This window comes from Kitasatospora sp. NPDC085464, from assembly GCF_044541955.1.
GTDB lineage: Bacteria > Actinomycetota > Actinomycetes > Streptomycetales > Streptomycetaceae > Kitasatospora.
The window spans coordinates 74,800-100,633 of sequence record NZ_JBITTM010000006.1; the positions used below are offsets into that span (position 1 = coordinate 74,800).

25 protein-coding genes are annotated in these 25,834 nt (G+C 74.9%); 15 read left to right on the plus strand and 10 right to left on the minus strand.

Going from position 1 to position 25,834, the window contains the following annotated elements; genetic code table 11:
• Positions 1 to 4 precede the first annotated feature (4 nt).
• Positions 5 to 1,429, minus strand: a complete 1,425-nt coding sequence (locus ACIGG8_RS07230; RefSeq protein ID WP_396546242.1) for a lytic transglycosylase domain-containing protein — start codon at positions 1,427 to 1,429, stop codon at positions 5 to 7.
• 567 nt (positions 1,430 to 1,996) lie between these two features.
• Between ACIGG8_RS07230 and ACIGG8_RS07235 the strand changes: the two genes are divergently transcribed.
• Positions 1,997 to 2,407, plus strand: a complete 411-nt coding sequence (locus ACIGG8_RS07235; protein ID WP_350520930.1) for a hypothetical protein — start codon at positions 1,997 to 1,999, stop codon at positions 2,405 to 2,407.
• Between the two features lie 17 nt (positions 2,408 to 2,424).
• Positions 2,425 to 2,751: a hypothetical protein gene (locus tag ACIGG8_RS07240; protein WP_396546243.1), complete on the plus strand. Its 327-nt coding sequence runs from the start codon at positions 2,425 to 2,427 to the stop codon at positions 2,749 to 2,751.
• A 9-nt stretch (positions 2,752 to 2,760) separates the two neighbouring features.
• On the opposite strand, the gene ACIGG8_RS07245 is transcribed toward ACIGG8_RS07240, so the two are convergent.
• The 3 genes from ACIGG8_RS07245 to ACIGG8_RS07255 all read right to left on the minus strand — a co-directional run bounded on the left by ACIGG8_RS07245 (position 2,761) and on the right by ACIGG8_RS07255 (position 6,264).
• Entirely contained in the window at positions 2,761 to 4,377 is a 1,617-nt protein-coding gene (locus tag ACIGG8_RS07245) for an alpha/beta hydrolase (RefSeq protein ID WP_396546244.1), read from the minus strand.
• 154 nt (positions 4,378 to 4,531) lie between these two features.
• Entirely contained in the window at positions 4,532 to 5,173 is a 642-nt protein-coding gene (locus ACIGG8_RS07250) for an NAD(P)-dependent oxidoreductase (protein WP_396546245.1), read from the minus strand.
• 170 nt (positions 5,174 to 5,343) lie between these two features.
• On the minus strand, positions 5,344 to 6,264 hold the full coding sequence (locus ACIGG8_RS07255; RefSeq protein ID WP_396546246.1) for an EamA family transporter: 921 nt from the start codon (positions 6,262 to 6,264) through the stop codon (positions 5,344 to 5,346).
• Positions 6,265 to 6,375: 111 nt separating this feature from the next.
• On the opposite strand from ACIGG8_RS07255, the gene ACIGG8_RS07260 reads away from it, so the two are divergent.
• A complete protein-coding gene (locus ACIGG8_RS07260; protein ID WP_350520925.1) occupies positions 6,376 to 6,873 on the plus strand; it encodes a MarR family transcriptional regulator in 498 nt (165 codons plus the stop codon).
• A 7-nt stretch (positions 6,874 to 6,880) separates the two neighbouring features.
• On the opposite strand, the gene ACIGG8_RS07265 is transcribed toward ACIGG8_RS07260, so the two are convergent.
• Positions 6,881 to 7,738 carry a methyltransferase domain-containing protein gene (locus tag ACIGG8_RS07265; protein ID WP_350520924.1) on the minus strand — a complete coding sequence of 286 codons (858 nt, stop codon included), beginning with the start codon at positions 7,736 to 7,738 and terminating at the stop codon, positions 6,881 to 6,883.
• Between the two features lie 29 nt (positions 7,739 to 7,767).
• Here ACIGG8_RS07265 and ACIGG8_RS07270 point away from each other — a divergent pair, with 29 nt between their 5' ends.
• A complete protein-coding gene (locus ACIGG8_RS07270; protein ID WP_396546247.1) occupies positions 7,768 to 9,282 on the plus strand; it encodes a PLP-dependent aminotransferase family protein in 1,515 nt (504 codons plus the stop codon).
• On the opposite strand, the gene ACIGG8_RS07275 is transcribed toward ACIGG8_RS07270, so the two are convergent.
• Positions 9,220 to 9,675, minus strand: coding sequence for a hypothetical protein (locus tag ACIGG8_RS07275; RefSeq protein ID WP_396546248.1), 456 nt, complete (start codon positions 9,673 to 9,675; stop codon positions 9,220 to 9,222). The two genes, ACIGG8_RS07270 and ACIGG8_RS07275, sit on opposite strands and share 63 nt — an antisense overlap.
• 189 nt (positions 9,676 to 9,864) lie before the next feature.
• Between ACIGG8_RS07275 and ACIGG8_RS07280 the strand changes: the two genes are divergently transcribed.
• The gene (locus ACIGG8_RS07280; RefSeq protein WP_396546249.1) at positions 9,865 to 11,013 is read left to right on the plus strand and encodes a glycoside hydrolase family 3 N-terminal domain-containing protein; all 1,149 of its coding nucleotides are present in this window, start codon (positions 9,865 to 9,867) and stop codon (positions 11,011 to 11,013) included.
• Between the two features lie 67 nt (positions 11,014 to 11,080).
• On the opposite strand, the gene ACIGG8_RS07285 is transcribed toward ACIGG8_RS07280, so the two are convergent.
• Positions 11,081 to 11,797 (minus strand): polysaccharide deacetylase family protein, encoded by a 717-nt coding sequence (locus tag ACIGG8_RS07285; protein WP_396546250.1) that lies wholly within the window; start codon positions 11,795 to 11,797, stop codon positions 11,081 to 11,083.
• 221 nt (positions 11,798 to 12,018) lie between these two features.
• Between ACIGG8_RS07285 and ACIGG8_RS07290 the strand changes: the two genes are divergently transcribed.
• The 3 genes from ACIGG8_RS07290 (at position 12,019) to ACIGG8_RS07300 (ending at position 13,286) form a co-directional block, all read left to right on the plus strand.
• On the plus strand, positions 12,019 to 12,504 hold the full coding sequence (locus ACIGG8_RS07290) for a hypothetical protein (RefSeq protein ID WP_396546251.1): 486 nt from the start codon (positions 12,019 to 12,021) through the stop codon (positions 12,502 to 12,504).
• Between the two features lie 249 nt (positions 12,505 to 12,753).
• Positions 12,754 to 13,098, plus strand: coding sequence for a metalloregulator ArsR/SmtB family transcription factor (locus tag ACIGG8_RS07295; RefSeq protein ID WP_350520917.1), 345 nt, complete (start codon positions 12,754 to 12,756; stop codon positions 13,096 to 13,098).
• Between the two features lie 44 nt (positions 13,099 to 13,142).
• Complete coding sequence (locus ACIGG8_RS07300) at positions 13,143 to 13,286, plus strand: DUF6126 family protein (RefSeq protein ID WP_396546252.1); 144 nt, start codon at positions 13,143 to 13,145, stop codon at positions 13,284 to 13,286.
• Between the two features lie 123 nt (positions 13,287 to 13,409).
• Here the strand turns inward: ACIGG8_RS07300 and ACIGG8_RS07305 are convergent, their stop codons facing one another.
• Positions 13,410 to 15,932, minus strand: coding sequence for a cytochrome P450 (locus ACIGG8_RS07305; RefSeq protein WP_396546253.1), 2,523 nt, complete (start codon positions 15,930 to 15,932; stop codon positions 13,410 to 13,412).
• 332 nt (positions 15,933 to 16,264) lie between these two features.
• On the opposite strand from ACIGG8_RS07305, the gene ACIGG8_RS07310 reads away from it, so the two are divergent.
• From ACIGG8_RS07310 to galE, 5 genes are all read left to right on the plus strand, one after another.
• Positions 16,265 to 17,032 carry a sigma 54 modulation/S30EA ribosomal C-terminal domain-containing protein gene (locus ACIGG8_RS07310; RefSeq protein WP_350520914.1) on the plus strand — a complete coding sequence of 256 codons (768 nt, stop codon included), beginning with the start codon at positions 16,265 to 16,267 and terminating at the stop codon, positions 17,030 to 17,032.
• A 97-nt stretch (positions 17,033 to 17,129) separates the two neighbouring features.
• Positions 17,130 to 17,567, plus strand: coding sequence for a hypothetical protein (locus tag ACIGG8_RS07315; protein ID WP_396546254.1), 438 nt, complete (start codon positions 17,130 to 17,132; stop codon positions 17,565 to 17,567).
• A gap of 332 nt (positions 17,568 to 17,899) precedes the next feature.
• Positions 17,900 to 20,113, plus strand: a complete 2,214-nt coding sequence (locus tag ACIGG8_RS07320) for an RICIN domain-containing protein (RefSeq protein WP_396546255.1) — start codon at positions 17,900 to 17,902, stop codon at positions 20,111 to 20,113.
• A 184-nt stretch (positions 20,114 to 20,297) separates the two neighbouring features.
• Positions 20,298 to 20,969, plus strand: a complete 672-nt coding sequence (locus tag ACIGG8_RS07325) for a hypothetical protein (RefSeq protein ID WP_396546256.1) — start codon at positions 20,298 to 20,300, stop codon at positions 20,967 to 20,969.
• Between the two features lie 131 nt (positions 20,970 to 21,100).
• Entirely contained in the window at positions 21,101 to 22,114 is a 1,014-nt protein-coding gene (gene galE / locus ACIGG8_RS07330) for a UDP-glucose 4-epimerase GalE (RefSeq protein WP_396546257.1), read from the plus strand.
• Positions 22,115 to 22,217: 103 nt separating this feature from the next.
• On the opposite strand, the gene ACIGG8_RS07335 is transcribed toward galE, so the two are convergent.
• Positions 22,218 to 22,907, minus strand: coding sequence for a lytic transglycosylase domain-containing protein (locus tag ACIGG8_RS07335; protein WP_396546258.1), 690 nt, complete (start codon positions 22,905 to 22,907; stop codon positions 22,218 to 22,220).
• 73 nt (positions 22,908 to 22,980) lie between these two features.
• On the minus strand, positions 22,981 to 23,187 hold the full coding sequence (locus ACIGG8_RS07340; RefSeq protein ID WP_396546259.1) for an antitoxin: 207 nt from the start codon (positions 23,185 to 23,187) through the stop codon (positions 22,981 to 22,983).
• 258 nt (positions 23,188 to 23,445) lie between these two features.
• Here ACIGG8_RS07340 and ACIGG8_RS07345 point away from each other — a divergent pair, with 258 nt between their 5' ends.
• Complete coding sequence (locus ACIGG8_RS07345) at positions 23,446 to 24,072, plus strand: DUF6542 domain-containing protein (RefSeq protein WP_396546260.1); 627 nt, start codon at positions 23,446 to 23,448, stop codon at positions 24,070 to 24,072.
• Entirely contained in the window at positions 24,065 to 25,825 is a 1,761-nt protein-coding gene (locus ACIGG8_RS07350) for an LCP family protein (RefSeq protein ID WP_396546261.1), read from the plus strand. The genes ACIGG8_RS07345 and ACIGG8_RS07350 overlap by 8 nt, the downstream gene beginning before the upstream one ends.
• Positions 25,826 to 25,834 lie beyond the last annotated feature (9 nt).

Below are 25,834 nucleotides of genomic sequence, written 5' to 3' on the forward strand. Positions count from 1 at the left end.
CAGGTCACTTCTTCGGGGCCGCCGAGGGCGAGAACGAGGCGCTGGGGGTGGTGCTGGGCGCCGCGCTCGGGGTGCCCGTCGCGGTCGGCGCCGGGGTCGGGCAGCCGGGGAGGCCGGTCGGCGTCGCCGTCGGGGTGCCCGTGGGCGTGGCGGTGGGGGACGGGGAACCCGTCGGGGTGGGCGTCGCCGTCGGCGTCCCGGTGGGCGTGCCCGTGGGCGTACCGGTCGGGGTGGCGGTGGCCGTCGGGTCCGGGCAGGCCGTGGGCGTGCCGGTCGGGGTGCCCGTGGGCGTCGCCGTCGGGGTGCCGGTCGGGGTGGTCGTCGGCGTCGCGGTCGGCGACGGCGAGCCGGTGGGCGTCGGCGCCGTGGTGGGCGTCGGCTGCGCCGTCGGCGACGGGTCCTGGGTGGGCGTCACCGGCGTGGTCGGCGTGGTCGGCTGCTGGGTCGGAGCCGGGGCGGGCGTCGTGCCGGTACCGGTCGCGCCGGAGCCCGATCCGCCGCCGACCGTCGGGCCGCCGAGGACCGGGAGGAACGGCGAGGGCAGCGAGGGCGACGGTATCGAGGATCCGGGGCTGTTCGGGACGGTCGTCACCGTGCCGCTGCCGTAGTGGGCCATCCAGTTGCGGACGGTCCGCAGGTACTCGCCCGAGTTGTTGTAGCTGAGCACCGCGCGGTCGAGCTGCGCCGGGTCGGAGAGGTCGCGGCCGCCCGCGCACAGGTAGCGCCCGGCGGCCTCGGCGGCGTCGAAGATGTTGTTCGGGTCGGCCTTGCCGTCGCCGTTGGCGTCCACGCCCGAGGTGGCCCAGGTGGACGGGATGAACTGCATCGGTCCGACGGCGCGGTCCCAGCGGGAGTCGCCGTCGTAGCGGCCGCCGTCGGTGTCGGCTATCGCGGCGAAGCCGTTGCCGTCCAGCGCCGGGCCGAGGATCGGGGTCAGCGTCGTGCCGGAGGCGTCCACCTGGCCGCCGTTGGCCTGGCCGGACTCGACCTGGCCGATCGCCGCCAGCAGCTGCCAGGGCAGGTGGCAGCCGGGGGAACGCTGCGCCAGCGAGGCCTCTGTCTGGCGGTAGGCGGCGAGCACCGTGGCGGGCAGGGCGGGCCCGGTGGCGGCGAACAGGCCGGCGTCGGGCGCGCCCGGCAGCGAGCCGGGCGGCTGCGGGAGCTGGAGGGTGCCGCCGCCGTCGGCCGGAATGCCGGTGCCGGGCGCGGGGGTGCCGAACGGTGAGCCGGTGCCCTGGTGGTCGGTGTCCGGGGCGCTGGCACCGCTCGTCGGGCCGGTGTCCGCGGCCGCGCCGGGGGCGAGCCCGATTCCCGTCACCTGAGAGCCGGTCAGCGCGGCGAGCGCGGCGAAGGCCGCCGCCGTCCCCGTGACCCGCTTGCCGACCCGGAGCTTCCGCCCGCCCTGGCTGCTGCCGAACCTCGCCGTCATCCGATTCCCCTCCCCGTCACCGCCCGGACGATCCCGGAACGGTTGAGCTGTCGTCATCGTGCCCGTCCACCTGATAAGGGGCCCGCCACCGCACGATTAGTATCACGACGATCTGACAGGGACAGGGTGACCGGGAGGCGGCCCGAGGCCCTCCGAGGGGTTGACTCGGCACTTCAGCGGGGGTGCGCCGCTCCCGGGCCCGCGGATCACGCCGCGGACCGCACTCCGGAGCGGTCCCGTGGCCGGCGGTAGCTCCACCCGCGTCCGGCGGCATATCACCTTCCGGTACCGGGAGTTGACCAAGGGCCCAACGGCAGTGGGACGGACGCCGCGGGCGCCGGACCGGCGGTTCGGAGCACGGGGGTGGTACGTGCGCGGTGTTCCGGGCTCCCCGGCGGCGCCCGCCCCCGACCTCCCTGACCTGCCGGAACGCCCGGCGCCCCGGTCGGCCTCCCCTAGCAGGGCGGGCCCCCGGACACCAGGGCGCCCTCCCAACTCGCCCCTGGACGGGTGACGTTCTGGTGAAAGTGGGCATGCCAGGAATCACCGCCCGGCATGCTGTGCCGCGTGATGATGCGGATGGAGGTCCAGACCGTGAGCCCGAACCTGCCGGAGACCGTCGCCGAGGGAGCAGTCGTCCTGCCGGCGCCCCCTCGGGTGGTGGACGACCTGGCCCGTGACCTGACCCAGGCCGCCGCCGCCGTCCGGGCCGTGTCGCGGACCTGCCGTTCCGGCGGGGACGTCGCGGTCGCCGCGTACACCGCCGTGGTGTGCACCGGACTGTCGGCCGCCCGCGCCCTGGAGGAGGCGGCCGCCTGGTGCCGTCAGGCCCCCGGCGCCGAGGTGCACTCGCTGGCCTGGGCCCGGGTGCCGGGGCACCGCGACGACGTCCACGAGTACCGCGTCACCCTGGCCGTCAGCTTCCCCGACGACGAGACCGGCGAGCACCTCGGGGACACCCACCACGCCCGGCGCTGAAGTCGTATCATCACCCCATGGCTGAGGGGGGTACGAACGACATGGTGAACGAGACCGGCGGCGGTACGGACGGCGCGACGTCGAGTTCGGTTCCGGTGTCCGCTTCCGACGCAGACGGCCCGCAGGAGCTCTCGCGGGCCGCCGCCGTCGTGGTCACCGTCCTGGCCGCGCTGTGCGGTGCGGCGGTGCTGCTGGCCGTGTTCCACTGGCTGGGGTGGGCCGTCCCGGGGATCGGCTGGCTCGTCGCCAAGGCCGGCATCAAGCTCGCCGTCGGAGGCTTCGCCGCGATGGCCGTCGGCCTCGGCTGGCTCCGCGCCCGGCTGGGCGCCAAGCCCCGGAACTGACCCGGGCGGTCAACCCGCCTGCGGCGGGGCGCAGGTGAGGTCGTGCGCGGGCGCCTTGTCGTCCAGCAGGTAGCGCTCGACCACGTCGGTGACGCAGGAGTTGGTCCCGGGGTACTGGCCGTGGTCGCCGTTCCCGGTGACGGTGACCAGCTTCGAGCCGCGCAGCGCGCGGTGGGCGCCGAGCGCCGCCTCGTAGTACGTCGCCGGGTCGTGCACCGAGTTGAGCATCAGCGTGGTCGGCAGGTGGGCGCCGGTGACCTTGACCTTGGGTGCCGGGGCGACCGGCCAGGCGGCGCAGACCGCGCTGAAGGCCAGCGTCCGGGCGCCGACCAGCGGCCAGCGGGCGGTGTTCTCGGCTCCGAGCCGCACCCAGGTGTCCATGTCCCTGGTCCACGCGGTGTCGTTGCAGGTCACCGAGAAGTACTCGGCGAGGAAGTCCGGGCTGAGGTAGCTGTTGAACATGGTCGCGACCGCCGCCCGGGTGGCGGCGTCGGTGGTCTGCCAGTTGTCGAGGACGGCCAACAGGCGGGCGAGGTCGGGGAAGTGGGACGCCGAGTAGATCGCCGAGATCGCGATGTTGTCCAGCTGGTTGGGGCCGATCGTCAGCGAGCCCTCGACGATCGGGGACTCGTGCAGCGCGGCCCGCCGCTGCTCCCAGTGCGCCCGCACCTGCTCCGGCGTGGTGCCCCAGTGGTACGTGGCGTCCTGGGTCGCCAGCCAGGGCACGAAGTCCTCGTCGAAGCGGCGCTGGAAGCTCATCGGCTGGCCGAGCTGGAACTTCTCCCAGGTGCCGTCGAAACCGATGTTGCTGTCCAGCACCATCCGCTCGACCCGATGCGGGAAGAGCGTCCCGTAGTAGGCGCCGATCATCGTGGCGTAGGACGGGCCGTAGTAGCTGAGCTTGCGCTCGCCGAGCAGGGAGCGGAACAGGTCGATGTCGTGGGCGGTCTGCTCGGTGGTGAGGTAGGGGATCAGGTCGCCGCTGCGCTCCTGGCAATCGGCGGCCAGCTTGGTGGACTCGGCGATCACGTGGTCGACCGCGGCGGGGGACTGGTCGCGGTAGTCGCCGGCCAGGAACTCCTGGAACTCCTCCGGGGTCTGGCACACGGCCTTGGTGCTCGCGCCGACCCCGCGCTGGTCGAAGCCGACGATGTCGTACGCGGCGCCGACGGCCGGGGCGGCCGTGGCCAGTCCGGCCGGGCGCAGGAGGCCCGAGCCGCCGGGGCCGCCGGCCGCCATCAGCAGGGTGCCCTTGCGCTTGGCCGGGTCGGCGGTCGCCTTGTGCCGGGAGACGGCGATGGTGAGGTCGGCCCCGACACCGGGGTGGTGCCAGTCGCGCGGGGCGGTCATGGTGGCGCAGTCCAGGGCGGGCTGCGTGGCGCAGGGCTGCCAGTTCAGCGTCTGGTGGGTGTAGCGGGCGGGTGCCGGGTCGGCGTCGCCCGGATCGCGGGCGGTGTCGGCACTGGCGGTGGCGGGAACGGCGAGGCCGGTCAGCACGGCGGCGGCCATGGCCAGCGCGGCACGGCGGGTGCGGGGCCTGGCGGCGGCCGGGGTGGTGCGGGCCGGGGCGGTGGCGGCCGGTGCGGCGGCGGTCGGGGCGGGGTTCGTCGATGCGGTGTTCGTCACGGGAATGATCCTGTCCGAGCCGGGCCTGACGATCGATCACCCGTGCTGCCGTCTTCGGGGTGGTGCTGGCTACACCCCCGCCCGGAGGAAGGCTCCAGCTCCGGGCGGGGGTGGCCGGCGGCGGCCCCACCCCCGTGGAGGCCGCCGCCGGCCGTCAGTAGGCGGCGGTGAACCGGGCGCGGCGGTGGGCGGGCGTCTCGACCTCGTCGAGGAGGGCGACGGCGAGGTCCTCCATGGAGATCGCCGAGTTGCCGTCGGCGTCGAGCAGCAGCTCGTCCCGGCCGAGCCGGAACCGGCCGGTGCGCACGCCCGGTTCGAGCAGCGCGGCCGGGCTGAGATACGTCCAGTCGACGTCGGCGTCGGCCGCGCGGTAGAGGTCGAACTGCTCGCCGCAGGCCAGCGCGATCGGCCGGATCTCGGCGGGGAAGCCGGGGGTCTCGACGAGGGTCGTGCCGTCGGTGCCCGGGACGACGAGGTTGCCCGCGCCGCCGACGGCCAGCAGTCGTACGCCGGTGCCGGCGAGGCCGGCCAGCAGCCCCTCGGTGGCCACGGCCAGTTCGTGCTCGCTGCCGGGCACCGGGCGGGTGGCGGTGATCACCGCGTCCTGCCCCGCGGTGACCCGGGTGACGTCCTCGGGGTTGCGGGCGTCCGCGACGGCGAGGGTGACGGCGGAGGGCAGGCCGTGCGGCTTGGCCGGGTCCCGTACGACGGCGGTGACCTCGTGGCCGCGGGCGATCGCCTCGGCCACGACCCGGCTGCCGACGTTTCCGGTGGCGCCGAACACGGTGATGCGCATGGGAGTTCTCCTCGGACGGGGTCCGGACCGGGGGCCGGACCGGATGCGGGATGCGGGCTTGGGAACGCGGGATGCGGGATCGGGAACGGGGGATCGGGGACGCCGGCTCGGGGGCACGGGGTCCGGGACACCGGTGGGGATCCTGCGGCGCGGGACTCCGACCGGGAGGGTCAGACGTTCTCGCGCACCGGCGGTGCGGCGGCCGAGCGGGCCACCGGCGTCGAGCCGGCGGTGGCGCCGGGCCGCCGGGTCTGGGCGACGACGAGCGAACCGAGCACGACCAGGGCGCCGAGCGCCTGCAGCGGGCTGAGGTTCTGTCCGAGCGCCAGCCAGCCGACCAGGGTCGCGACCACCGGGCTGAGCAGGGAGAGGAAGGAGAGCGAGGTCGGCGGCAGCGAGCGGAGCCCGCGGAACCAGAGCGCGTAGGTGAGGGCCGCGCCGATCAGGCACAGGTAGGCGTAGCCGAGCACGTTGCCGGCGGTGTAGTGGGTCGGCGGCGTGCCTTCGGTGAGCAGCGTGAGCGGTACCAGCAGAAGGCCGCCCGCGGTGAGCTGCCAGCCGGTGGTGGCGAGCAGCGGGGCGGGCGACACCCAGCGCTTGGAGAGCACGACGCCGGCGGCCATGACCGCGGCGCCGCCGAGCGCGGCGGTGACCCCGAGCGCGTCGAGTTCGGCGCCGGCCCGCAGGACCAGCAGGCTCACGCCCGCCACGCCCGCGATGCCGGACAGCACGGTGCGCAGGGTGAGCCGGTCGCCGAGGACGGCGGCCGAAAGGCCGGCGGTCAGCAGCGGCTGGACGGCGCCGACGGTGGCGGCGATGCCGCCGGGCAGGCGGTAGGCGGCGATGAAGAGCAGGGCCTGGAACGCACCGATGTTGAGCGCGCCGAGGACCAGGGAGCGCCACCACCAGCTGCCCTTCGGCAGTCGGCGGGTGAGGGCGATCAGCAGCAGCCCGGCGGGCAGGCAGCGGATGACGGCGGCGAGCAGGGGGCGGTGGGGCGGCAGCAGCTCGGTGGTGACGAGGTACGTCGTCCCCCAGACGGCGGGGGCGAGGGCCGTCACCAGCACGATGGCGAGGCGATGTCTTAGCACTAAGTCAATGTATCTCAGCGCTAAGACATTCTTCACCGTCGCCTGCGGGTGACCTGGCTCACAGTTACCTCACCGCTAAGGGACCGGGGTCCGATCGCCTACCCTGGTGCCGTGGCAGATCATGTGGACCGCGTAGTCGCGCAGTGGGCCGCCGAGCGTCCCGACCTCGACGTCTCCCCGATGGAGGTGTTCGGCCGGCTCAAGCGCCTGTACCGCCTGGTGGACGCGGCGCTCAACCGCACCTTCGCCGAACACGGCCTGGACGCCGCCTCCTTCGACGTCCTCGCCACCCTCAAGCGCAGCGGCCCGCCCTACCGCCTCACCCCCACCGGCCTGATGCAGTCCTCCATGGTCACCTCCGGCGCCATCACCCAGCGCCTGGACCGGCTGGAGGCCCGCGGCCTGGTCACCCGGACCCGCAGCGACCAGGACGGCCGCAGCCGCGAGGTCGCCCTCACCCCCGAGGGCCACGCCCTGATCGACCGCGCCCTGCCCGACCACCTCGCCACCGAGTTCGGCCTCCTGGAGGGACTGGACGACGCCCGGACGGCCGCGCTGGTCGACGCCATGCGCACCCTGCTGGCGACCCTCGGGGACAGCCCGGACTGACGGATCCTCACGGGTTGACCGCGACCGCCTTGAAGAAGGTGTAGTGGAAGGTCCCGCCCGGCTCGGCCGCGCGGCGCAGGTCCGCGATGCCCCGGTCGAAGTCCTCCGCCGTGGTCAGCCCGGCGGCCAGCGCCTCCGCCCGGACCGCCTCGACCATGGCGACGAAGGTGCGCAGCGTGAAGGCCTCCGCCAGCTCGGGGCGGCCGCCGTCGGCGTAGACCGTCCGCGGGCGCACCGTCACGTCCGTGAACCCGGCCGCCGTCAGCAGCGGGTGCAGGCGACGGCCGAGCAGACCGTCGCCGCCCGCCGCGGCCTGGAGGCGGACCAGGTGGTCGATCGTGCGGCCGGCGGCCGGGCTCTGCGGGTGGAAGAAGGCCGAGCCGTGGTCACCCTCGATCACCGTGATCGTCCCGCCCGGCCGCAGCACCCGCCGCAGCGCGGCCAGCCCGGCCGCCGGGTCGGGCAGGTGCTCCAGCACGAAGCAGAGGAAGACGTGGTCGAACGCGCCGTCCGGGAACGGCATCCGGTGCAGGTCGCCGTGGTGCCAGCTGACGTCCGCGTCCGGTGCCTGCGCCGCCACCCGGGCGCGGGCCTGCGCCAGCGAGTCCGCGGAGAGGTCCATCGCGGTCAGCAGCATCCCCGGGCCGGCGGCCAGCAGGTGCACCGTCTGCGCCCCCACCCCGCAGCCCGCCTCCAGCACCCGGCTGCCCGCCGGGTACGCCGTGCCCGCGTGCAGCAACTCGGCCAGGGTGTCCGCCTGGTCCCCGAGGCGCCGCGCCTCGGTGTCCGAGTAGCCGTGGACGTAGGTCGTGCCGTCGTTCTCGTTCTCGTTCCGGTGTGTCGGCCGGGCCGTTTCCGTGGTCATGGCCACCACCCTCGCGTCACCATGGTCCGGTGAACAGGTCCAAAACCACCCTGACCGACAGGTCCAAAGAGCCCGGAGACCCCCGGGAGACCGGCGCCGACTTCCTGCAGCTCGACACCGCCGACGCCCCGTCGGGCGGTCTCACCGACTGGCTCGCCCGCCGACTGCGCGAGGCCGTCGCCGACGGCCGGCTCCCGGCCGGCAGCCGGCTGCCCGCCAGCCGGGTGCTGGCGGCCGAACTCGGCGTCTCCCGCGGCGTGGTGACCGACGCCTACCGCCGCCTCGCCGAGGAGGGGCAGATCGCCGGACGGGGCCGGGGCGGCACCGTCGTGGTCGCCGCCCCGGCCCCGCCCGCCGTGCCCGTCCCGGAACCGCTCCGCCCTCCGGCGCCGACGGCGCCCGCCCTCTTCCGGGACGACCCCGACCCCGAGGTGTTCGACCTGCTGCGCACCACCCCCGCCCGGATCGACCTCACCCCCGGCGTGCCCGACCTCGCCGCCTTCCCCCGCGCCGCCTGGCTGCGCGCCGAACGCGCCGTCCTCGACGGCCTCGCCGCGCCCGACCTCGGCTACGGTGACGTCCGCGGCACCCCGGCGCTGCGCCGGGCCGTCGCCCACTGGCTCGCCCGCAACCGGGGCATCCGCGCCGACCCCGACGAGGTGCTGGTCGTCGCCGGCACGGCCCAGGCCCTCGCCCTGCTCGGCCGCGCCCTCGGGCGGACGGGCATCACCGAGGTCGCCGTCGAGGATCCCGGCTCGCTCGGCGCCCGGCAGCACCTCGCCCATTGGCTCGCCGCCACCCCGCCCGTGCCGGTCGACGCCGAGGGCATCCGGGTCGACGCCCTGCGCGCCACCGGAGCGCCGGCCGTCCTGCTCACCCCCGCCCACCAGTACCCGACCGGTGTCGTCCTCGGCGGCGACCGCCGCCGGGAACTGCTGCGCTGGGCGGCCGAGGGCGGCCTGGTCATCGAGGACGACTACGACGCCGAACACCGCTACGACCGCCCGCCCGTCCCGGCGCTGCGGGCCGCGCTGCCGGACCGGGTCTGCTACGCGGGCAGTATCTCCAAACTGCTCGCCCCCGCCCTGCGCACCGGGTGGCTGCTGGTGCCCGCCCGCCTCCGGGATGCCGTCCTCGACGCCAAACGCTTCGCCGACCTCGGCAACCCGGTACTGCCGCAGCTCGTCCTCGCCCGGCTGATGGAATCCGGCGAACTCGACCGCCACCTACGGCTGCTGCGCCGCCGCCACCGGCGCCGCCGGGACGCCATGATCGCCGCCATCCGCACCCACCTCCCCGGCGCCACCGTCCACGGCGCGGCGGCCGGTCTCCACCTGATGCTCACCCTGCCGGAGGAACCCGGCTGCACCGACACCGAGTTGGCCACCGCCGCGCTGGCCCTGGGCGTGAAGGTCCAGCCGCTGTCCTGGCACACCCGGCTGCCGTACCCGCCCGGTCTGGTCCTCGGCTACGCGGCGGGCTCACCGCCCGACATCACCGAGGGCGTCGCCGTCCTCGGCCGGCTGCTCCGCCGGTCGGGGTGAGCGGGCGGCGTGCCACCAGGGGTCGGCCGCGGCACGGGCGACTTCGGCGTCGTACTGCTCCGCCTCGAAGTCGAACTCCGGCGGTCGGGACTGCTGGTCCGGCACCTCCCAGGCGGACCAGCGGACGACGTTCCCGAAGCGCTGCACCTCGGCCGAGAGGTAACCGCAGCACCCGCCGGTGCACTCCGGTTCGCCCAGGCGGACGCGGTGCGGTTCGCCGGTCGCGTGCAGCGGGCTCGGGTGGCCGTCGGGGAACAGCAGACCGGCCCAGGGCCCCTGGCCGTCGGGCCCGGTTGCCTCGGCCACCAGGTCCTCGTCGTTGACGCGGACCCGCAGCTCGGCGGTGAGGCGCCGGCCCGGCGGCAGGATCCTGATCTCCAGTCGGTCGAACACGCGTCCACCCTATGGCCCTGCGGTGTAGCGCCGATCGGAGTACCGGACGAAGCTGGTGCGGGGAGGGAAGCGGCGGGCCGGGCGCGGGTACGCTGACGGGCCGTGGTCCGCCGTCGACCGAACCGCTCCGACGCTGCATCGCTCCGACGTTGCATCGCTCCAGTCATTCCCATCGATCCAGGAGACGTGATGGCCGCCTTCCGACGAGCCGCCCGGTTCGGAGTGGTGCTGACGGCCCTGGGGGCCGCGCTCGGCCCCGTACCGGACGGATCGGCTTCCGTGGCCGGTAGCGCCCACCCCGAGAGGACCGTCGCCGTGGCCACCCAGGACCAGGAGGACTCGCGGGTGCTCGCCGGACGGCGGATCGTGCTCTCGTACGCCGGGCCGACGCCACCGCCCGGGGTGCTGCAGACGATCCGGGAGGGGCGCGCGGCCGGGGTCATCCTGTTCGGTGAGAACATCACCGGCCCGGGGCAACTGGCCGAGGCCGTCGCCGCGTTGAAGCAGGCCGCCGCCGAGGCGCCGGAGCCGCGGGCCCTGCTGCTGATGACCGACCAGGAGGGCGGCAAGGTCCGCCGGCTGCCGGGCGCGCCCGAACTCTCCGCCCGCCGCACCGGGTCGGCTGCGAACCCGCCGGCCGCCGCGGTCGAATCCGGGATCGGGGCCGCCCGGAACCTGGCCGACGCCGGCCTCAACGTCAACCTCGCCCCGGTGCTCGACGTCTACGACACCCCGGACAACTTCATCGACCACGCCGAGCGCTCCTACAGCCAGGACCCCTCCACGGTGGCCGAGTTGGGCACCGCCTTCCTCGCCGCCCAGCAGGGTCTCGGCGTGGCCGCGACCGCCAAGCACTTCCCGGGCCTCGGCGCCGCCGTCCGCGGGGCCAACACCGACGAGGGCCCGGTCACCCTCACCGCCCCGCTGGCGCGGATCCGGGCCCACGACGAGGCCCCCTACCGGTCCGCCATCGCGGCGGGCGTGCGGCTGGTGATGGCCTCCTGGGCGGTGTACCCGGCGCTGGACCCGGAACGCCCGGCCGGGCTGTCGCCCGCCGTCATCCAGGGCGAGCTCCGCGTGCGGCTCGGCTTCGACGGCGTGACGGTCACCGACGCCATGGAGGCCGGCGCGCTGGCCCCGTACGGGGACACCGGGGACCGGGCGGTGGCCGCCGCCGAGGCCGGGATGGACCTGATGCTCTGCTCCGCCCGTGACCCGCAGCAGGCCGAGGACGCCGCGGTGGCCCTGGCCGCCGCCCTCGACGACGGCCGGCTCGACCGCCGCGCCTTCACCGCCGCCGTCTCCCGGGTCGACGCCCTGCGTGCCTCGCTCGGCTGACCGTCGGGGCGGCCGGCGGCCGGGGCGGTGCTGGTGCTTCGAGGCCCGGTCCGCCCGCCGGCGCGGCTCACCGGTCGAGCAGCGTCCGCAGGTCGATGATGCGGTAGCCGCGCGCCAGTGCCCCGTCGATGATGCGCGGGAGCGCTTCGGCGTCGAGGCAGGTGTCCGGCCCGCCCTCGTCGGTGGCGCCGACGTGGAGCTGGAGGACGGCGCCCGGGGTGAGCGCGGCGAGGGCGCGTTCGACCGCGCGGTCCGCCGTCATGCCGTGGCCGGGGCCCAGGTAGCCGTTCGTGTCGGCGGTGAACTCCAGGTCGGCGTAGCCGAGTTCGTTGACGGTGGTGATGCCCTGCGGGGTGGTCTCGCTGTACGGGAAGCGGAAGAACGGCAGCGGTTCCGTCCCGGCCGCGCGGCGGATCGCGGTGTCGGCACGCCGGACCTCGGAGCGGGCCCGGTCGGCGGTGAGCTCGGAGAAGTGCGGGTGACTGTAGGAGTGGTTGCCGAGGCCGTGCCCGGCGGCGGCGATGGCGCGGACCGCCCCGGGGTGGCGGTCGGCGAAGTCGCCGGTGGGGAAGAACGCGGCCGGGACGCCGCGGTCGCGCAGGACGTTGAGGACGGCGTCGAGCCCGGTCTCGTTCCAGGCGGCGTTGAAGGTCAGTGCGAGGACGCGTTCGTCGGTGGGGAGCCGACGGATCTCGGTGCCCAGGAGTGCCGCGGGCGGCGGGGCGGTGGCCAGCAGGGCGACGGTGGCGAGGACGGCTGCGGCGGCGGTGCGGAGTCGGTTCACCTGGGGTCAACGCGGGCGTTGCCTGGCGGGTTATGGGCATTCGCCCGTCCGAGGGTGATCACGCCATCGAAGGTCTGGTTTCGGTCGAGGCGGCACTTCCAAGGGTGAAACGCACTCGGGCATAGGAATCGCATGGCAAAGTTTCTGTCTGTGGGCCTATGAAATGTCATATGTACCACGCCACCTGTCTCTGACCGTCCTCGTCTCCCAGGGAGCAACCCATGAACCGCATCGCCACGATCACGGCGGGCGCCGCCGGCGCCGTCGCCCTGTTCGCGACGCCCGTGCCCGCACTCGCCGCGACCCGGACGGCCGCCGCCCCTGTTGCCGCCCCCGCCGCCACCGGCACCGTCACCACCTGCGGGTGGTCCGGCCTCCAGGCCGGCCTGTCCACCAAGGTCTGCGCCGACGTCACCGGCGACAGCGTCGTGCTCTACGGGCAGATCGGGCTGGCCGGCCCGCCGTCCCCGGGCACCCCGTGGCCGCCGGCGCCGCAGGAGCTGCTCACCCGGCTGTCGGCCGACGTGGCCGGCGGCAACTCGCTCGGCGCGGTGAACGGTCGCACCGTCTTCACGGTCAGCACGGTGCGCGTCGACGGGATCACCGCGACGGTGCCGTGCGGTTCGACCGTGCACGCATCCTTCTCCGTCGAGGCGATGTGGCGAGGACCGTCCCCGGTCACGGTCGATGTGCCTGTAGTCTGCTGACGGCTCGTCACCGTGACTGCCGAGCCCGGGAGTTGGCAGCGTCCCGGGCTCGGCGTCGGCATGCCCCCGCGCGGGCGCCGGTGCGCGGTGGGCCGCCCGTGCGCGCGGTGACCGGGAGTCGTCAAGCTGTGACGACTTGAAGAAGTCTTCATCTGTCCGCGATGATGCCTACCGGCCGCGGCACGGACCGCCCGGCCAGGACGACCACCGGGCCGGACCCGATCCGGCCCCGAGGGAGGCGCGCGGACGATGCCGGTCCCGCTGTACCAGGCCAAGGCGGAGTTCTTCCGCACCCTCGGCCACCCCGTACGGATCCGGGTCCTGGAACTGCTCCAGGACGGACCCCGGCCGGTGCGCGAGCTGCTGGCGGAGATCGAGGTCGAACCGTCGAACCTCTCCCAGCAGCTCGCGGTGCTGCGCCGCACCCAGCTCGTCACGGCCACCCGCGAGGGCAACACCGTGGTGTACGCGCTCAGCACCCCGGACGTCGCCGACCTGCTGCGCGCGGCGCGCAGGATCCTCACCGAGCTGATCACCGACCAGGGCGCGCTGCTCACCGAGCTGCGCGCGTCCGGTGGTCGGCAGCTCCGCTGAGCCGCGCCCGGCCCGTCCGACAGATCCGAGGAGAACCACCCACCATGAGCGACAGCACGAGCGACGGCATCGGCGACGAGAAGAGGCGCCGCAAGGCGATGCTCATCCGCGCGGGCATCTACATCTTCGCCACGCACCTGTTCGCCGGCTTCGTGCTGCTGCTGTTCGCGCTCGGCGGTCGGAAGTAGCGCGGCCGGGACGGCCGGCTCGGCGCCGCCGACCGCGCCGACTACTCAGGGGCGCCGCCCGCGCCGGTTGCTCAGCGGCGCCGCCCGTCCCGGTCGCTCAGCGGCGCCGCCCGTCCCGGTCGCTCAGCGGCGCCGCCCGTCGTCCGGGACCAGGTAGCGGCCGCTGGTGCTGCTCCAGGCCTGCACGCCCGCGACGAGCTCCCTGGTCCCGTCCAGGTACCAGCGCCCGGCCGGGTGGCGGCGCTGCAGGTCGCGGCGCAGCGCCTCGCTCTCCCGGCGCAGCACCGCCACCCGGTCCCGCACGGCGCGGACGGCCCGGCTGCGGGTGCAGCCGCGGGCCCGCTGCAGGGTGAGCACGGTGTTGAAGGCGGCCGCGGTCTGCCGTTCCTCCCGCTCCAGCGAGTAGAGGTCGTTGATCAGGGTGGCGGCGTCGGCGGTGTGGGCGCGCAGGCGGTGCAGCGCGGGATCCGCGTGCAGGGCGGCGGGGGCCTCGGCGCCGTGGGCCCGTTCCAGTATGTTCATGAACGGGTAGAGGCAGCTGCCGTGTCGGCGCAGCCGCATGGTGTCCGCCAGGCCGAGGCCGTGGGCGGGCACGGCCCCGCGGGCGCGGTGCTCGGCCTCGGCGGGGAAGGTGGCCAGGCACTCCCGCCACTCGCGGGCCGCCCGGGCGCGCCAGGCGGGTGACATCGAGGCGCTCTGGCGGTCCCACAGTTCCCGCCAGGAGTCGAGGAGTCGGGACTGCGGCGGGGTGTCGCCGCCGTCGAGGACGGAGATCAGCGGGTCCACGAGGGCGTGCGCCTCGGCGGGGCGGCGTCCGGGGGTGCCGTCGAAGCGGTCGTCCAGGATGGTGAACCAGCCCAGCATGTCCAGCAGCAGGTCGAGTTCGGTGCCCCGGGTGCGGGGGAAGGCCCGGCCGATCAGCTCCTGCAGGGCGTAGGCGCGGTAGCCGGGCAGCTGCGCGGGGGTGAGCAGGCCGTGGCGGACCGCCCAGTCGTCGTGTCGTCGTGCGGCGGCGTGCAGCTCGCCGGGCGGGCGGCTCGCCGGGCTCGCCGCAGGGGCTCCGGTGAACGGACAGCGGCCCGCTGTCGCAGGTTCGTCGCAGGAGGATGCCGCACCCCGGCCGTCCGCCGTCCGCTCCCCGCGGGCCGCCCGCCGGCCGCCGCCCGCCCGCTGCTCGCGCGGCGCCAGTCGGACGCGCAGCCCCTGCGCCTGGACCGTCGTCCACACCACCTCCCGGGCCCGTGAGCCCGCTACGGCCACCGGCCGCCAGCGGCGCAGGATCGCGGCCGCCGCGACGGTCAGCTCCGCCCAGGCGAAGGCCTCCCCGATGCACTTGTGCTTGCCCGCGCCGAAGGGCAGGAAGGACGGCCGGCCGGCGCCGCCGCCGTCCTGCCAGCGCTCGGGGCGGAAGGCGAGCGGCTCCGGGTAGCGCACCGGGTCGCGGTGCAGCGCGGTGAGGCTGTACAGCAGCTCGGTGCCGGCCGGGATCCGGTACGGGCCGAGTTCGACCGGGACGCGGGCGGTGCGCATCAGGAAGGCGTTGGGCGCGTGCAGGCGCACCACCTCCTGGGTGACGCTCCTGGTGTACGTGAGCCGGGCCAGCGCCGCGGGCGTGGGGACGGCGCCGGCGGGCAGGTGCTCGTCCAGCTCGGCCAGGACGCGCGCCTCCACCTCGGGGTGGCGCAGCAGTTCGTCGAGCAGCCAGGTGAGGGTGGTGGAGACGGTCTCGGTGCCGGCGCCGAACATGGTGATCGCCTCGGCGCGGACGTCGGCCTCGGTGAGCGGACAGCCGGTGGCCGGGTCGGTCGCGGCGCGCAGCAGGGCGGGCAGGGTACCGGGTCCCTCCTGCGAAGGGCCGGGTCCGTCCTGCGAAGCGCCGCGTCCCTCCTGCGAAGGGCCGGGTCCGTCCTCCGAACCCGGGCTCTCGGTGGGGCCGTTGACGGCCTGGTCGACGACCTGGTTGAGCACCCGCACGGCGGCGTCGAAGCGCCGGTTGACGGGCAGCGGCAGTCGGGCGAGCGACGGGGTCGGGTAGAGGGACTGGACGATCTGGCCCTTCACCATGTCCGGCAGCGCCCGGTGGAAGGCCAGGGTGGCGTCCTCGCTGAGCCGGGCGCCGAACAGCGAGCGGGTGACGATCTCCAGCGCCAGGTGGTTCATCTCCTTGGCCACGTCCAGGACCTGGCCGGGGTGCCAGCGCCCGGCCCGCTCCTCGGTGACCCGGTGCATCACGGCCAGGTACTCGCCCATCCGGTCCGGGCCGAAGGCGGGCTGGATGATCCGGCGCCGGTCGCGGTGGGCCTGGCCCTCGGACATCAGCAGGCCGTCGCCGAAGGCCGTCTTGAGGGTGTCCTGGACGGCGCCGCGCGGGCAGTCGTGGGCGAGGGCGACCAGCAGGGTGTGGACCAGCCGGGCGTCGGTGACCACGCAGACGGTCCGCGGTCCGAGGCGGATGCGGACCACGCCGCCGTGGGGGGAGAGGGAGCCGAGGAAGCCGAGCGGGTCGCGGAGCAGGGCGGCGGCGTGTCCGAGGCCGGGGAGCGCGCCGGGGGCGAGCGGCGGGACGGCGGACCGGGCCAGGGGGGAGGGGCGGGGCGCGTTTCTCGGGGGGACGATCCGCTTCCGGGACTCGGTCAGCAGGGTCATGACACAACCTTCCACAGAGGGGCAGGCGCCGGGCGGTGCGGGTGGGCACCGGCGGGCCGACCGCGGCTCGGGGCCCGGCCAGCGCGGACCCCGCGCGCACCAGGGCGCTCGCCATGGCAAACGCGCCGGTTCCACGGGCGTTGCGCCGAACGCGCGGGGATCACTCCAACGGCCGATCCCACCGTGTCGTCCGGGCCCGTCCGGAGATCCGGGCTGACCTGCGCGGACGGCCCGGGTCGGAAGGTCCCCGACGGGGCCCGGCCGCAGGGTCTTTGGACCCTCGCCGCGGGGTCGTGGGAGGGCCAGCATGGTGGCGGAGAAGGAGGAGCCTGATGACCCGTTTGCGCCACCGGCCCGCACTCGACGTCCGGGTGGAGATCCGCGGCGAGCTGCCGCGCGAGGACGCCGAGTACGCCAGGGCCCGGGCGCTGGACACGGCCACCGCGCTCGGCCCCGGAGCCCGCGCGCTGCGGCTGCGGCTCACCCGGGCGCGCGACCGGTCGATCAGCCGGCCCGCGCTCGCGCAGGCGGACGTCCGACTCGACGACGCCGGGCCGCTGCGGGTGCAGCTGGCCACCGGAACGGCCCGGGAGGCCGTCGACCTGGTGCTGGGGACGCTCGCGGGGCGGGCCGTCCGGCTGCGCGAGCAGGGCGACATCGGCTTCGCCGTCACGTACGAGAGCGCCTACCGCCCGCAGTACGTCGAGCGCCCGCTGGCCCGGCGGCGGATCGCCCGGCACAAGACCGTGCTGCTCGCCCGCCGCACCCCGGGGCAGGCCGCGCGCGAACTGCTCGCGCTGGACCGGCGGTTCCACCTCTTCGCGGACGTGACGACCGGACGGGACGGCCTGGTGCACCGCTGCCCGTCGAGCGGTGTCGTGGAGGCCTGCGCCGCGGGCAGCCGGCCCCTGCCGCGGCTCGAACTCGCCGAGGCGGCCCGCCGGCTCTGGCTCGGCGGCCGCCCCTTCGTCGGCTACACCGGGCCCGGCGACGACCGGGTCCGGGTGCTCTACCGCCGCTATGACGGCCATTACGGATTGATCGAGCCGGTGTCGGGCGGCCGGATCGGGGCAGGAACCCTGTTGTCGGCACGGAACTGACACGACAACGGCACGGCACCACCGCACACGGGTTTCCACGAACTTCCCAGTACGCCAGTACTCCACTCCACGAACTCCACGACAGGGGACCGGGACCATGGACTGCGACGAGGTCATGCTGACCGTCCGGATCACCGCGGCCGAGCGGGCGCTGCTGCGCGAGCTGGCGCGCGGGCACGGCGGTGACGTGTCCGACGTGGCGGTGGACGGCCTGCTGGAGATCGTCCCCGCCCTGCACGACGACGCGTCCGTCCTGCCGCTGCAGCGCGTCCTGGCCCGGCCCGCGCCCTTCGCCCTGACCCTGTGGCTGCCCGCGCCGGTCGCGGACCTGCTGCCGCTGCTCGGCGAGCGGCTCGCCCGCACCGGCGGGCCGCTCGCCGGGTCGGCCAGCGCCGCGCTCTCCGCGGCCCTGCGGCTCTGGCTCACCGGGGACCGCGTCGCCCTGGCGGGCGCCCTGGCCCGGCTGCACGGCGGCTGCGGCGCCGCCGCGGTCGCGGCGTCCTTCGACCCCGGGCCCGTGAAGGCTGCGGCCTGATCCCGTGTCGGGGTGACCGGCCGTCACGCCGCCCGTCACACACCGGCCGTCACACCGGCCGTCACCCGCTGCACGTCATGTGTCGACCGTCACACGCCCCGGGCGCGCTCCCCGGCTCCTGACCCGCACCGGACGATCCCCGCCGCCGGCCGGGCCGGCGCCCGGTGCTTCGCATGCCACCGCGCCGAGCCGACGGCCCGGTCGAACTGGTCGAAGAAATTCGCAAGAGGTTTCTGTTATTCCCACCAGTCCCACTGGCTCTCCTGAGTGTCGGAAGGCCCGAGCCCCTCTTCACCACAGGGCGCGGGTCGTCGCACGAGGAAAGGAACGCGATGGGACACCGGAGCAGCGAGCTTCGCCGGCGCAAGCGCCGCAGGCTCACCCGCAGGAGCGTCCTGGTCGCCGCAGTAGTGGCGGCCGGACTGGTGGCGGGGACGCTCGGCATCCGCACCGCGCTGGAGCCGACGGGCGCGAACAGCGCCGTCACGGCCGCGGCGGACGCGGTCGACAGCTCGGGGTCGCAGGCCGGACTGGTCGGCGACGACGGCGGGCCGGGCGAGACCGGCACCGCCGAGGGCGCCACCCAGGCGCCCGCCCCGAAGCGCGACCAGAAGGCCGCGCCGCTCAAGGCGATACCCAAGGACGAGCCCGACCGCGGACTGGTCTACGCCGGACTGAGCCTGCCCAGCAGCGACCGCTGCGGCGGCACCCTGGAGGTCACCGGCAGCACCCAGTGCAGCCACGGCCCGGACGTGCCGCCCAAGGGCGTGGACATCCGCCAGGACGTCGCCCCGGTCGCGGCCCCGGCCGCTCAGGCGCCCGCGCTCACCCCGTCGGCCGGTGCCCAGCCGCCGGCCGCCGCCGACCTGCTGAAGGGCGGCGCGCCCGTCCTGGACGCCACCCAGAAGACGCTGCTCGGAGGCTCCGGCAGCGCCGCCGCGGACGCCGCGCCGGCCGCGCCCACCGCGCCCGCCGGGTCCAAGGTCCTCTGCGACGGTGACGGCAGCAGCGGCAACCGCGTCCAGGTGGTGTACGTGCACTCGCCGGGCAACGACCGCTTCGCCCAGTACCTGCCCTCGTTCAAGAAGTGGGCCGCCGACGTCGACGTCATCTACAACGCCAGTGCCGCGGAGACCGGCGGCGAGCGGCACGTCCGCTTCGTCACCGAGTCCGACTGCACCGCGTCCGTGCTGAACGTGCAGATCTCCGACTCCGAGATCCAGGACTTCAACGCGAGCAACCGGGCCCTCGCCGCGCAGGGGTTCAACCGCAAGGACCGCAAGTACATGATGTTCACCGACGCCAAGGTGTACTGCGGGATCGGCACCTTCGCCGGGGACGAGCGCCCCAGCCAGGACAACCTCAGCAACTTCGGCCCCTCGTACGGCCGGACCGACTCCGGCTGCTGGAGCGGCAGCACCGCGGCGCACGAACTCGGCCACAACCTGGGTGCGGTGAACAACAGCGCCCCCAACTCCAGCAAGGCCGGGCACTGCGTCGACGAGTGGGACATCATGTGCTACTCGGACGCACCCAACTACCCGCAGATGCGGACCGTCTGCCCGGACCGCGCCCATGACGACCGGCTCGACTGCAACCACGACGACTACTACAACACCTCGCCCGCGCCGGGCAGTTACCTCACCACGCACTGGAACGTCGCCAACAACCGCTTCCTCATCTCCGGCGGCGGCAGCAACCCGAACCCGACGCCCACGCCCACTCCGACCCCGACTCCGACGGCCACGCCGACCCGCACGCCCACTCCGACCCCGACGCCCACCGGCGGCACCACCCCCACGCCGACCGGCTCCCCGACGCCGACGCCGACCCCGACTCCGACGTCGACGACCGGCACCGGCGGCCCTGACGTGGGCGTCAGCCAGATCACCCAGAACTCCGTGATGCTGAGCTGGAAGGCGGCTCCCGCCGCCGCCGGCTACGACGTCCTGCTGAACGGCCAGACCATCGGCACCGTCCACTCGACCGTGGTCGGCGTGGTCCGCCTCGCCCCCGGCACCTCGTACACCGTGGCCGTCGCCGTCCGCGACGCCGCCGGTGCGGTCGGCAAGCCCGGCCGCACCGCCACCTTCCGCACCGTCACCGACGCGGGCCGCCCGCAGCCGGGTGCGAGCTACACCATGGTCAACAGCCTCACCGGCCAGGCGGCCGACCTGTGGGGCAGCTCGATGAACGACGGCACCGTGGCCATCGCCTACCAGCGCACCGGCTACGCCAACCAGAAGTGGCAGTTCGAGGACGCCGGGAACGGCGCGGTGCGGATCAAGTCCGTGCGCTCCAACAAGTGCCTGCAGCTCGGCGGTGCCGCGGTCGCCGGCCAGTACGTCGCCCAGCAGCCGTGCTCGGACGCCGCCGCGCAGAAGTGGCAGCTCAACGCCGGTGACGGCGGTTTCACCGTCACGGCGGACGGCGGCTCGCTGGTGCTGGGGCTCAGCAACCGTTGGTACTACGGCGGTTGGCTGCTGGAGCTGCAGCAGCCGAACGGCAAGCCGTACCAGAACTGGTCGCTGCTGAAGACCTCGTGACGCCGGCCGGACCGCCGGCCCGCGGGCCCGTCGTACCGGCTCGCTAGCCGCCGGCCGCAAGTCGCCGAGCCCGTGAGCCGTTCGGACCGACACGCCGGGCGCGGCCGCCACTCACCCAGTGGCGGCCGCGCCCGGCTCACCGCTTCCCGCGCCCGTTCCCCACACCGCCACGAGGAGTCCCGCCATGCGAACCCGCTCGATCCTCGCCGCCGCCGTCCTGGCCGCGGCGGCCGTCCTCTCCGCCGCCACGCCCGCGGTCTCCCACGGCGACAGCGTCCACCTCGACGTCACCGGCCAGCAGAACGGTCACGTCAGCACCGTCGCCACCTGGGAGAACGACCACGACCCGGTCACCGAGGAGTTCGCCGGAACGCTCTCCGCCACCGCCGCGGACGGCCGCGCCGTCGGGCCCTGGCGCCTGGTCGCCGTCCCGGGTCAGCCGGGGACGTACACCACCCGGGAGATCGTCCCCGCCGGGCACTGGACGGTGACCGTGGAGTGCGCGTTCCCCTCGCTGGGGCACGCCCAGCGCGAGCTCGACGTCGACGCGACCGCCATCGACGACCCGGTGCCCGCGGGCACCGCGGCCCACCCGACGCCGGCCCAGCCCACCGCCGGGCCGACCCGGGGGACGGGCTCCGGGACCGCCCCGACCCCGGCGCCCGTTCCGACCCGGTCCGCCACCTCGGGCCCCGCCGCCACGCAGGGGGCCACCGCCGGACCCGTCCGCGAGACCACGGCCGCCACCGCGCACGAGACCACCTCCGACGCCACCACCTGGGCCGCCGTCGGCACCGCCGTCGCGGCCGTCCTGCTGACCGGTGCCGGCCTCTGGTTCCGTCGCCGCCGGGCCTGAACCGCCCGGCCGCAGGCCGCCCCCCGGCCGTCGGCGCGCCCCGCCGGGGAACCAGCAGGGCACGAACCGACGTCCTCCTCGGTCATCGGGCGCCACCGGGCGCCCGGCCGATCGCAAGGGAGCGTCCGCGGATGAAGAAGGTGCTGATCACCGGCGGGGCGGGGTTCATCGGGAGCACGGTGGCGTCCGCCCTGCTCGACCGGGGGATCACCCCGGTCGTGCTGGACGACCTCTCGAAGGGCCGGGCCGAGTTCGTCGAGGACCGGATCTTCTACCGGGGCGACATCGCCGACGCCGCCCTGCTCGACCGGATCTTCGCCGACCACCCGGACATCGACGCCACCGTGCACTGCGCCGCGAAGATCGTCGTACCGGAGTCGGTGGCCAAGCCCCTGTACTACTACCGGGAGAACGTCGCCAAGACCGTCGAACTCCTGGAGTCCCTCCAGCGGCACGGCTGCACCCGCGTCGTCTTCAGCAGCTCCGCCTCCATCTACGCGCCCACCCCCGACGCCCGCGTCGACGAGAGCTGCCCGGTCGACGCCAACAGCCCGTACGCGCGCACCAAGCAGATGATGGAGCAGGTGCTCCAGGACTGGACCCGCGGCGAGGGGGCCCAACGGCAGCGGGTCATCGCCCTGCGCTACTTCAACCCGATCGGTGCCGACCCGCAGCTGCGCACCGGACTGCAGGACCTCAACCCCACCCACGCCCTCGGCAAGCTGATCGAGGCGCACACCACCGGCGCGCCGTTCACCGTGACCGGCGTCGACTGGGCGACCCGCGACGGCTCCGGCATCCGCGACTACGTCCACGTCCAGGACCTCGCCGAGGCGCACGTCGCGGCGCTGCTGCGGTTCGACGAGGTGGTCGCCCCGGGTGCGGCGGACCGCTACCGCGTGATCAACGTCGGGACGGGCGACGGCACCACCGTCCGCGAGCTGGTCGCCGCCTTCGAGGAGGCCGTCGGCGCCCGGCTCTACGTCCGCGAGGCGGGCCCGCGCCCCGGCGACGTGATCGGCTGCTACGCCGCCGTCGACACCGCCCGCGAGCTGCTGGAGTGGCAGCCGCGCCGCGGCATCGCCGAGGGGGTCGCCGACGCGCTCGCCTGGCGCGCCAAGTGGGCCGCCCGCCTGGGCGTCTGACCGGTCGGCAGTCCTGGGCCCGCCCGCGTACCGCCCGTCGCCGCGTGCCGGGCGGACGGGGGCGGGCCCCGCCCGCTTCACCCCACGGGCCCGGCGGCGCGGCCTACTTCACGGCCTCGCCGGACTTCGTCCAGTTGTCGCGCAGCCGGTCCAGGTAGGACTGCGCCTGGGAGCCGATCTTGACGCCCCGGGCGAAGGCCAGCATGTTGCCCGCGCCGGCGTTGTAGCCGAGGGCGACGAGTTCGTCGCGGCTCAGCGAGACGCCCGGGTGGGCCGGGAGCTGCTCGGCGAGGTCGTGCAGGTGCCACGCCGCGGCCTGGACGGCGAGGTCGCGGTCGTCCGGGAGCTCCTCCCACTGGCGGGAGGCGAAGGGGCGGCCGGGCTTGGTGTCGTCGAACGCGGCCCGGTGCATGTTGGCGATGCCGAAGGAGGCGTCCGGCTTGCTGCGCTGCCAGGCCCGTTCGAGCTCGGGGTCGTGCGGCTTGTACGCCTCGTTGTAGAGGATCGCCATCAGCAGCTGCGGGTTGACCCCGGCCTCGGCGGCGAACCGGCGCACCGGCGCTGCGTAGTCGGCGGGGTCGTACCGGCCCGAGGCCTTCGACGGTGCGGCCGAGGGGGCGGCCGACGGCGCGCCACCGGACGCCGGCGCGGACGACGCCGCGGCGGACGGCGTGGGGTCGGCGGAGGTCGCGCCGTCGTGGCCGTTGCCACGGACGAGGCCCAGTCCGGCCACGACCACGACGCCGATCACCAGCCAGCGCCCCCAGCCCGGGCCCTTCTGTTCCTCGCTCACCGCTGCCGGCCCCTCCCCATTCGTCCGTGTGCCCGTTCGACCGCCGTACGGCCGACCGCCTTCCGTCGGCAGGTTACTCGGCGCTCCCGTGGTCGCCGTCGAGGGTGCGGAGGAAGTCCTTCGCCTTCTCGACGCCGGTGTCGATCTGCCCGCTGTACTTGCCGTCCGTGCGGTCGTCGATCGCGTCGCCGACCTTCTCCAGGCCCTTCCCGATCACGTCACCGTGCTCGCGGGCGAGGTCGGTTGCCTCGTCCGCCAGGTTCTTCGGACCCTCAAGCATGGTGACGCTCTGCTCCTCTGGTGCGTTCCTGATGGTGTGCCGACGTGGCGGGGATCATGACCATCCTAACGACGGCCGACCGAACGGTTCGCCTGCTGCCGGTCGGCGGCGGGTGACTTTGGTGAGATGGGTTTGTATGCTCCAGCCCTACTTCTACAGAGGTGTAGAAGACGGGTCCGTCGCCGGGACCGAAGGCGTCCCGGCGACCGCGGCGGTGCGATCGCGTCGCCGCAGCCGCAACGATCGAGGGAAGTGCGCATGGCCGGCCAGCGGGCGAGAACGCCGTACCAGGACGCGGGACCGCGCCCCGAGGACCGTGCCTTCCCCGCCCAGCGCTCCCGGGTGGCCGGAGCTCCGGGAGGCCCGGTGGACGCCGCGCACGCCGGGCACGCCGGCGCGGAGCCGTCGGCGCGGGCGCCGCGGACGGGGGCGGCGCGCCGCCGGCAGCAGGCGCGTCGGCGCGGCGGTCTGGTGGCCGCGTGCTCGGCGGTCGGGCTGCCCCTACTGGGCGCTGTCGCGGACGAGTCGGGCGGGCCCGGCGTCGGCCTGCTGTTCGCGGCCGGCTCGGTGCTCGGGACGGGCGTCGCGGCGGCGCTGTGCAGCCGGCCGGGCCGGTGGTGGGTGGTGACGGCCGCTCCGGTCGTGGTGCTGCTCGCCGCGGCGGGCGTGGAGTACGCGGCGCACCCCGACGAGTACCGGGGCAGGAACCTGGGGACCGGCACGCTGCGCTGGGTCGTCGAGGCGTTCCCGGTGATGGCCGCCGCGGTGGGGGTGGCGCTGGCGGTGGTCGTCGGCCGGGCGGTGGCCGACCGCCGCCGGGCCGTGCCCGACCGGCGACGACCCGACGGTCCGGGCGCCCCGACCGGGGGGAGCCGTCGTGGCTGAACACAACAACCGGGGCCGGGGCGCGGGCCGTTCCGGTGCCCCCGGTCGTACCGGTGGTGCCCCTCGTACCGGTGGTGCCCCTCGTGCCGGTGGTGCCCCTCGTGCCGGTGGTGCCGGTGGTGCCGGCTGGGCCGGCGGCCCGCGCCGTCGGGCCCAGGGTCGCGGCCCCGCCCCGCTGACCGTCGCCGGGCGCACCCTGGCCTGCGCCGTCTCCATCGCCGTGCTCGGGGCCAGCGGCTTCACCTGGTACGAGTACCGCAGCCTGGACGACGGCATGATCAAGTCCATGGCGCTGAGCGAGGCGAAGAAGAACGCCCCGCCGCACCTCGACAAGTCCGTCAACCTGCTGCTGATCGGTCTGGACAGCCGCAAGGACATGGACGGCAACGACCTGCCCAAGCAGTTCGTGGAGGACGAACTGCACGCGGGCTCCAGCGGGATCGGCGGCTACAACACCAACGCCCTGATCGTGCTGCACATCCCGGCCAACGGCGGCAAGGTCTCCGCGCTGTCCGTCCCGCGCGACGACTACGTGCAGACCGTCGGCGCCGACGGCAGGATGCACAAGATCAAGGAGGCGTACGGCATCGCGAAGGACGCCGCCGAGCTGAAGCTGGCCGGCAAGGGGCTCTCCAAGGCGGACCTGGAGCGGCAGAGCCGGGAGGCCGGCCGCTCGGCCACCATCCAGACCGTGCAGAGCCTCCTGGACGTCCCGATCGACCACTTCGCGGAGGTGAACCTGATCGGCTTCTACGACATCGCCAAGGCGGTGGAGCCGATCCAGGTCTGCCTCAACCACCCGGTGGACGATCCGATCACCGCTCGGACCGCCACCCACGAGGGCGGCGGCACCGGCCTCAAACTGCCCGCCGGGATCAGCTCCCTCAACGCCGCCCAGGCGCTCTCCTTCGTCCGCCAGCGCCACCACCTCGCCAACGGCGACCTCGACCGCACCCACCGGCAGCAGGCGTTCATCTCCTCCGTCGAGTACAAGCTCAAGCAGCAGGGGATCCTGAACGACTTCGGGCAGATGCAGAAGCTGTTCGGGGTGGTGAAGAAGGACGTCGTCATCGACAACGAGTGGAACATCCTCGACTTCGCCCAGCAGGCGCCCAACCTGACGGGCGGCAACGTCGAGTTCAACACCCTGCCGATCGCCGGGTTCAGGACGGTCGGCGGGCAGGAGGTCAACACCGTCAACCCGGACCTGATCAAGAAGATCGTCCGGCAGTTGTTCAACCACGATCCGGCCACCGCGGCCGCTCCCGCCGGGGACGCACCGGGCGACGCGGGCGCCGCTCCCGCCGCCTCCGCGTCGGCCGCGACGACCGCGTCCGCTGCGCCGAGCGGGCCGAGCGGGCCGAGCGGGCAAGCGAAGGCGGTGGTCGACGTGAACGCGGCGGCGGGCGCCGGCGCGGCGTCCAACGAGTCCAAGGCGCTGGCCGAACTCGGTTACCAGGCGGGCAGGATCGGTGACGCCCCGGCCAGGACCAAGGTCACCACCGTCGCCTACGGAAGCGGCGCCAAGGCCGACGCCCAGCAGCTCGCGGGCCGCTACGGGGTCACCGCCGCACCCTCCGGCACCGTTGCGCCCGGCCACATCCTGCTCACCCTCGCCGCCGCCCGCACCCCGGCCCCCACCGCCGTGCCCTCGGGCGCCGCCGCGACGGGCGCCCCGTCCGGCGACCCGGCGGCGGGCCTGCCGATGCAGGGGCCGCCGGTGAAGGCGGGCGGGATCCCCTGCGTGGACTGAGGGGAGCGC